Below are 7,098 nucleotides of genomic sequence, written 5' to 3' on the forward strand. Positions count from 1 at the left end.
CGCTCATGCCGCCGTATTCGCGCCGACCGCCGGCTTACTGGCCTGCTCGTGGTGGTAGCGCCCCGTATGCAGCGACGATGGACCAAGCCGCGCGTACTTGAACATCAGCGTGATCTCGATGATGAAAAGCGCGGTGTAGAACACCACGAAGCCTGCGAGGCTCAGATACAGATCGCCCGCCGTCAGGCTCGACGCCGATAGCGAAGTTGGCAGAATGCCTGCGATAGTCCACGGCTGGCGCCCGAGTTCCGCAACGATCCAGCCGAACTCCGCCGCGAGCCACGGCAGCGGAATCGCCCACACGGCCCAGCGCAGGAACCAGCGCCGGCTGTCGCGCAGCAGCGAGCGTTGCGCGCAGAAGAAGAACGCGAGCACGAAGGTGGCAAGGAACAGGATGCCGAGGCCGACCATCAGCCGGAACGACCAGAACACGGGCAGAACGGGCGGCACGGTTTTTTTCGCGGCCTGTTTGATCTGCTCGGCGGAAGCGTCGGTGACGTTCGGCGTGAACTGCTTGAGCAACAGGCCGTAGCCGAGGTCCTGCTTGTGCTGGTCGAAGGCGGCGTGCGTGGCGTCGCTCGCGTCGCCTTGCTTGATCTTTTGCAGCGCGCCGTATGCGAGCATGCCGTTGCGGATGCGCGTCTCGTTGCGCGCCATCAGTTCTTTCAGACCGATGACCGGCTCGTCGAGCGAACGCGTCGCGATGATGCCGAGTGCGTACGGCACGCGCAACGCGTAGTCGGTGCGCTCTTCCTGCTGATTCGGAATGCCGACAATCGTAAATGGCGCGGGCGGCGGCGCGGTTTCCCATTCGGATTCGATCGCGGCGAGTTTCATCTGCTGCACTTCGCCTGTGGTGTAGCCGGATTCGTCGCCGAGCACGATCACGCACAAGGTGGACGCCAGCCCGAAGCCAGCCGCGACGGCGAACGAGCGCAGCGCGAAGTCGATGTCGCGGCGCTTGAGCAGATACCACGACGACAACCCGAGCACGAACATCGACGCCGTCACATAGCCCGCCGACACCGTATGCACGAACTTCACCTGCGCGACGGGATTGAATATCACGGCGAACAGGCTCGACAGTTCCATGCGCATCGTTTCGTAGTTGAACTCCGCGCCGACCGGGTTGTTCATCCAGCCGTTGGCGATCAGGATCCACAGCGCGGACAGGTTCGAGCCGAGCGCGACCAGAAACGTGACCATCAGATGCTGGATGCGCGACAGCCGGTTCCAGCCGAAGAAGAACAGCCCGACAAAGGTCGATTCGAGAAAGAACGCCATCAGCCCTTCGACGGCGAGCGGCACGCCGAAAATATCGCCGACGTAATGCGAGTAGTACGACCAGTTGGTGCCGAACTGGAACTCCAGCGTGAGACCCGTGGTGACGCCCATCGCGAAGTTGATGCCGAACAGCTTGCCCCAGAACTGCGTCATGTCCTTGTAGATCGGCTTGCCCGTCATCACGTAGACGCTTTCCATGATGACGAGCAGCCACGACAGGCCGAGCGTCAGCGGCACGAACAGGAAGTGATAGAGCGCCGTGACGGCGAATTGCAGACGGGAGAGATCGACGACGTCGCTAGCGGGCATGGTTGTCACCTTGAGTCGAAGGCGGCGGTGAGGCGGACGCCGGCACCGACAGCAGCGCCTGGGCGACCTGAGCAGGCGGCAGCGACATGTTCTGCGCCTGCGGATGATTGAAGAACGCGAATTTGAGCGCGAAAAGAAGCGCGAATTTGATCGCGAGCACGATCAGGATGTCGCGGGCGAATGTCGGACCGCGAGCCCACGCGACGATGCGGCTGGCGAATGTGCGGCGGGCGGCATTCCTGTGATCGAGCGTAATGGTCATGTTTTATGGGCAACGACATCGCGCCGGTTGACCCGGCAGGACACAGTGCGCATCACTCGCGGCACTGACGCATGCACAACCATTGTAGGAATGGGACGACGGACGGGCCCGCGTCATCGTGTCGCGAGGTGGTCCGTTTCTATCACTGATAATTCACGTTCTGCGCGAGGTCAAGACAATGTCTCGACATTGATGCGGATCGACGCAATATTTGACGACGCACAAGAAAAAGCCCCGCCTTCTTGCGAAGAGCAGGGCTCTGTTTCGAGACGGTGCCGCCGGAGGACCGGCGCGCACCGCTGCTTCTCTGAGGTTACGCGTACTCGGCCAGCGCCGTGCGCATTTTCTTCATCGCGCTTGCTTCGATCTGGCGAATCCGTTCGGCCGATACGCCGAACTCGTCGGCCAGTTCGTGCAGCGTCGAGCCGCCCGAACCGTCGTCTTCCACCTGCAGCCAGCGTGCTTCGATGATGCGGCGGCTGCGCGGATCGAGCGATTCCAGCGCGCTCGCGATGCCGTCGCTATGCAGACGGTCACGCTGACGCGCGGCCAGCACGGCTGTCGGCTCGCTGTGCGAGTCGGCCAGATAGGCGATCGGGGCGAATGCTTCTTCGCCGTCTTCGACCTGGCCTTCGAGCGCGATATCGCCACCCGACAGACGCGTTTCCATCTCGGACACTTCTTCGCGCTTCACATTCAGCTCTTTCGCCAGGCCCTCGATCTCGTCCGGCGTGAACGACTGCAACCCTTGCTTGTGGCTGCGCAGGTTGAAGAACAGCTTGCGTTGCGCCTTGGTCGTCGCCACTTTCACCATGCGCCAGTTGCGCAGGATGTACTCATGGATTTCGGCCTTGATCCAATGCATTGCATAGGACACGAGGCGCACGTTCTGCGTCGGGTCGAAGCGCTTCACGGCCTTCATCAGGCCGATGTTGCCTTCCTGGATCAGGTCGGCGTGCGGCAGACCATATCCGAGGTAATTTCGCGCGATCGACACGACCAGCCGCAGGTGCGACAGGACGAGCTTGCGAGCGGAGCCAAGATTGTTTTGCTCGCGGTATTCGGTGGCGTACTGGCGCTCTTCTGCCGGCGTCAGCATCGGAATCCGGTTTACGGCCTGGATGTAGGCGTCGATGTTGCCCAGCTGGCCGGGCAGAAGCGAAGCGTGCGAGAGCGCCAGTGCACCTGCCGGAGCGGCCTTAGCCGACGACGGGCTCAGAGTACTCGGAAGGGTCAGTGTGTTGCTCACGTAGCAAACTCCTTTATTCAGACAAATGTCCGCCAAAGCGGACCACGATGGATGTTAGCACTCTCATTTCCTGAGTGCTAATACTTAGAAGCCGTAGGGGCATGAGAGTTCCCTCTCTCCTATCGAAAATACACATTCAATAGCATAGTACCTCATCTGCGGGTTTGGCACCGACCGCTTAGCATTCGTCGGCTGCAGCAGGATTTTGCAATCGTCTGTAAGATTTTTTCGCAAACAGAAGCAGTGATTTGCGGCTTTCGGTTGTTATTAAAGGGTCCGATAGTTGCTTCTATCTCTAGAATGTCGCTGCACGATGTCCCTGCTAAACCTCGCATCCGGTGGACGCACGATGGAAAAAAAGAACAAGCGCTCGTTTAATCTGGCACCGAAATGTGTCGTCGTGGCAGCGCTTTTCGGCGTATCGAGTCTCGCCTCGGCGGACCAGTTCGGCATTCAGATTGCGGGCGGTGTCGCCGATCACCACGTTCGAAAACTCGACCTTGGCTTCGTCTGGGACCCCAATCTGACGTGGTGGGAAATCGGCGGCTGGCATTTCGCGCTGCTCGGCGAGGCGCACGCCGCGTGGTGGCATACGGACGAAGGCAACGTTCACGAGGATATCGGCGAGTTCGGCGTGACACCCGTAGTGCGGTTCATCAAGAGCGCGGGTTATTTCCGCCCGTTCATCGAGGCGGGCGTCGGTGTGCGGCTTTTGACGCATCCGCGCATCTCGTCGAATTACACGCTCAGCACCGCCTTCCAGTTCGCCGATATGGTGGGTGTCGGCGCACAATTCGGCGAGCATCAGCAGTACCAGTTTGGCTACCGCTTTCAGCACGTCTCCAATGCAAGTATCAAAGAGCCGAATCCTGGTATAAATTTCCAGCAGATTTACGTGCAGTACAACTTCTGACGACCGCTGCCGTTGTCGGCGCGGTCGTCGATAGGGGCGAACGCGATGCCGGCAAAAGTGATCGAAGCGATTCGCGGGCTCGAGCGCGATCGATTTCGCGCGATGGTGGAAGGAAACGGACAGCAGCTCGACGCGCTGCTGTCGGACAACGTCATCTACGTCCACACGAACGGCAAGCGCGAGTCGAAGCAGCAGTTCATCGACGCCATCACGGCCGGGCGCCGGCGCTATCGCCAGATCGAGGTGCAGTCGCAGGACGTGCTGCCTGTCGGACGCGAGACTTGCGTTGTCACGGGGCGCGCGCTGATCGAGATGGAAGCGAATAGCGGCGCGCTGCTCTTTCCGATCGCCTACATGGCGATTCAGGCGCAGGAAGACGGCAAATGGCAGCTGATCGCCTGGCAGGCGACGCGTTGCGCAATCGAGTGACGCGGATCGCGCCGTCACTCTCCACCTGACGGAGGCCGCCTCGTGAGCGGTCCATGCGCGCTGGCGACGCTTGAGTCGCCGGCGTTTGCGCCTCTGCGGTTTTCGGATGCCGTTACGTTACTTGACGTTACGCCGCGACCCGCCGGTCGACAGTCGCCCAACCCGCGCGATTGACGCCGCTGACGACGGCATCGACGACGGCCGTCATTTCGTCCTCCGCTACGCCGATGCCATGACGCATGGGCTGGTCGCCCACGCGGCTCGCGACGAACACGACCGTGCGGCCGTCCGTGGTGCGCGCCGCCTCGAACGACGTGATTTCAATGGCGTGTTTCGCCACCGCCGCCATTTCCTGCGCGACCGCCTTCGCATACGCCTCGTGGCCGTCGATGCTCGCCGCCGCCGTCGCGGGCACGGCAATCTCGCGCTTGTTCCAGCGCACCGTCGATCCGTTGACGCGCTGCGCCGGGCCGTCGGCCTCGAAGTATTCGCGGGCAAAGAGCGCGCAGATCGCGTCGCCCGTCACTTCCTCGCCGGATTGATCCGCCACCTTTTGCACCGCGTGGCTGAATTCGATCTGCACGCGCCGCGGCAGCGCGAAGCCCATGCCGCGCTCGACCAGATACGTCGCGCCGCCTTTGCCGGACTGGCTGTTCACGCGGATCACGGCGTCGTAGCTGCGGCCGACGTCGGCGGGATCGATGGGCAGATACGGCACTTCCCAGACGGCGTCGGGCTGCTGCTGTGCGAAGCCCTTGCGGATCGCGTCCTGATGCGAGCCGGAGAACGCCGTATAGACGAGATCGCCCGCATACGGATGACGCGGATGCACGGGAATCTGGTTGCAGCGCTCGACCACGCGCCGCACGGCGTCGATGTCCGAGAAATCGAGGCCGGGGTCGATGCCTTGCGTGTAGAGGTTCATCGCGAGCGTCACGATATCGACGTTGCCCGTGCGCTCGCCATTGCCGAACAGACATCCTTCGATGCGGTCGGCGCCCGCCATCAGCGCGAGTTCCGCTGCGGCGACGGCCGTGCCGCGGTCGTTGTGCGGATGCACCGACAACACGATGCTGTCCCGGTAACCCAGATTGCGGTCCATCCACTCGATCTGGTCGGCATACACGTTCGGCGTTGCGGCTTCGACGGTGGCGGGCAGGTTCACGATCATCTTGTGATCGCGCGTCGGGCGCCACGTCTGCGCGACGGCGTCGCAGACTTCGCGCGCGAACGGCAACTCGGTCATGCTGAAGGTTTCGGGCGAATACTGGTAGGTCCAGTGCGTCTGCGGGCGGGCGTCGGCGTGTTCGCGAATGATCCGCGTGCCCTCGACGGCGAGCGCCTTCACTTCGTCCTGGGACTGGTTGAACACGATCTTGCGGAACGACGGGCAGATCGCGTTGTACAGATGGACGATCGCGCGCGGCACGCCTTCGAGCGCTTCGAAGGTGCGCGCGATCAGGTCGGCGCGCGACTGCACGAGCACTTCGATGGTCACGTCGTCGGGAATGCGCTTTTCGTCGATCAGCTTGCGGACGAAATCGAAGTCGGTTTGCGACGCCGACGGAAAACCGACTTCGATTTCCTTGAAACCGATCGCGACGAGCATCTCGAAGAACTCCGTCTTCTGCGCGATGCTCATCGGCTCGATCAGCGACTGGTTGCCGTCGCGCAGATCGGTGCTCATCCAGATGGGCGCGCGGTCGATGGTGCGGGTGGGCCACTTGCGGCCGGTCAAACGGACGGTGGGGAAGGGGCGGTACTTTTCGGCAGGGTTGCGCAACATGTTGAGGCCTCGTTCGATTCGTCTAGTCGTGTGCTGGGTGGTGTGGCGTCGAGCGGCTGGCGGGCTGCCACAGATGCACGTCCCGCAAGCCGGGCGCTAGCGGGAGCAACGAACGGGCGCGAACGAACAGCGTCGTCTGAACGACGACGAAGGCGACAATCGGAACGGAAGCCCATGCAACGTGCATTTGACCCTCGCGATTCGTCCGCGCGATAAACGGACGAATACGGACGACTACAGGTTTTGAAGGAACTACGGACTGGGGTGAAACAGGAACTGCTCTGGAGGACCGCCGCTAGCCGCTGTGGCGACTGCGTGCGGCGCTACGCCTTGCTTACGCTAGACGTAGCGATAGGGGCCGCGCTAGGCGGCCGAGGGTAATTCGGAGGGTGTTCGGAATGGAACGCATTTTTACAAGATAAGCGAGGCGGCGGGGGGCTGTCAACCCGCCAATCGCTGCGAGGCGTTCCCGAGAGCGTTCGCCGAGGCCATCAGGGAAGGCGGTAGCCCTTGTCAGGCGGCCTTCCGCGCGATCTCGACGATCAGTTCGACCTGCCGTGTGATGGCAGCCGGGACGGGCGCTTCGCCCGCCAGCGCCGCTGCGATCCACGCGGCCGTGGTCGGCGCGTCGCGGCCTTCCGGCAACTCGACCTCGGGCGCATCCGCCGATGAGCGCTCGGCCGAGACGCGTGTCTCGCAGATGCCGTCATGCAGCCAGTCGATCTGCACCTGGCGGCGTGTATCGGCGACGGCTTCGCCTTCGGTGCCGCGCGCGAGCAATGCGCCGCCCACCGCCATGTCGGGATGCGAGACGAACAGCTGTGTCAGGCTCTCGCGATACGGCGGGTGCGTGTAGTTCACGAGCC

At 62.6% G+C, this 7,098-nt stretch carries 6 protein-coding genes and 1 pseudogene; 2 read left to right on the forward strand and 5 right to left on the reverse strand.

Annotated features, from left to right (window positions below):
• Positions 1 to 3 precede the first annotated feature (3 nt).
• From KFO72_RS18545 to rpoH, 3 genes are all read right to left on the reverse strand, one after another.
• Positions 4 to 1,593: a cytochrome ubiquinol oxidase subunit I gene (locus tag KFO72_RS18545; RefSeq protein WP_054929639.1), complete on the reverse strand. Its 1,590-nt coding sequence runs from the start codon at positions 1,591 to 1,593 to the stop codon at positions 4 to 6.
• Complete coding sequence (gene cydP / locus KFO72_RS18550) at positions 1,583 to 1,855, reverse strand: cytochrome oxidase putative small subunit CydP (RefSeq protein ID WP_054929640.1); 273 nt, start codon at positions 1,853 to 1,855, stop codon at positions 1,583 to 1,585. The genes KFO72_RS18545 and cydP overlap by 11 nt, the downstream gene beginning before the upstream one ends.
• 313 nt (positions 1,856 to 2,168) lie before the next feature.
• Complete coding sequence (gene rpoH, locus KFO72_RS18555) at positions 2,169 to 3,104, reverse strand: RNA polymerase sigma factor RpoH (protein ID WP_042306326.1); 936 nt, start codon at positions 3,102 to 3,104, stop codon at positions 2,169 to 2,171.
• Positions 3,105 to 3,453: 349 nt separating this feature from the next.
• On the opposite strand from rpoH, the gene KFO72_RS18560 reads away from it, so the two are divergent.
• Positions 3,454 to 4,017: an acyloxyacyl hydrolase gene (locus KFO72_RS18560; RefSeq protein WP_054929641.1), complete on the forward strand. Its 564-nt coding sequence runs from the start codon at positions 3,454 to 3,456 to the stop codon at positions 4,015 to 4,017.
• Between the two features lie 45 nt (positions 4,018 to 4,062).
• On the forward strand, positions 4,063 to 4,446 hold the full coding sequence (locus KFO72_RS18565) for a nuclear transport factor 2 family protein (protein ID WP_035986766.1): 384 nt from the start codon (positions 4,063 to 4,065) through the stop codon (positions 4,444 to 4,446).
• 127 nt (positions 4,447 to 4,573) lie between these two features.
• On the opposite strand, the gene leuA is transcribed toward KFO72_RS18565, so the two are convergent.
• Both leuA and KFO72_RS18575 read right to left on the reverse strand, forming a co-directional pair.
• Positions 4,574 to 6,232, reverse strand: a complete 1,659-nt coding sequence (gene leuA / locus KFO72_RS18570) for a 2-isopropylmalate synthase (protein WP_176052258.1) — start codon at positions 6,230 to 6,232, stop codon at positions 4,574 to 4,576.
• A 513-nt stretch (positions 6,233 to 6,745) separates the two neighbouring features.
• Positions 6,746 to 7,098, reverse strand: a pseudogene (locus tag KFO72_RS18575) (DNA-binding protein YbiB); the annotation flags it as partial.

The organism is Paraburkholderia sp. XV, assembly GCF_020177535.1.
Classification (GTDB): Bacteria; Pseudomonadota; Gammaproteobacteria; order Burkholderiales; family Burkholderiaceae; genus Paraburkholderia; species Paraburkholderia caribensis.

Bases quoted from the DNA above. Each gene is read 5' to 3' on its own strand.
- KFO72_RS18545 (WP_054929639.1), bottom strand. From the start codon at position 1,593: ATGCCCGCTAGCGACGTCGTCGATCTCTCCCGTCTGCAATTCGCCGTC.
- cydP (WP_054929640.1), bottom strand. From the start codon at position 1,855: ATGACCATTACGCTCGATCACAGGAATGCCGCCCGCCGCACATTCGCC.
- KFO72_RS18560 (WP_054929641.1), top strand. From the start codon at position 3,454: ATGGAAAAAAAGAACAAGCGCTCGTTTAATCTGGCACCGAAATGTGTC.
- KFO72_RS18565 (WP_035986766.1), top strand. From the start codon at position 4,063: ATGCCGGCAAAAGTGATCGAAGCGATTCGCGGGCTCGAGCGCGATCGA.
- leuA (WP_176052258.1), bottom strand. From the start codon at position 6,232: ATGTTGCGCAACCCTGCCGAAAAGTACCGCCCCTTCCCCACCGTCCGT.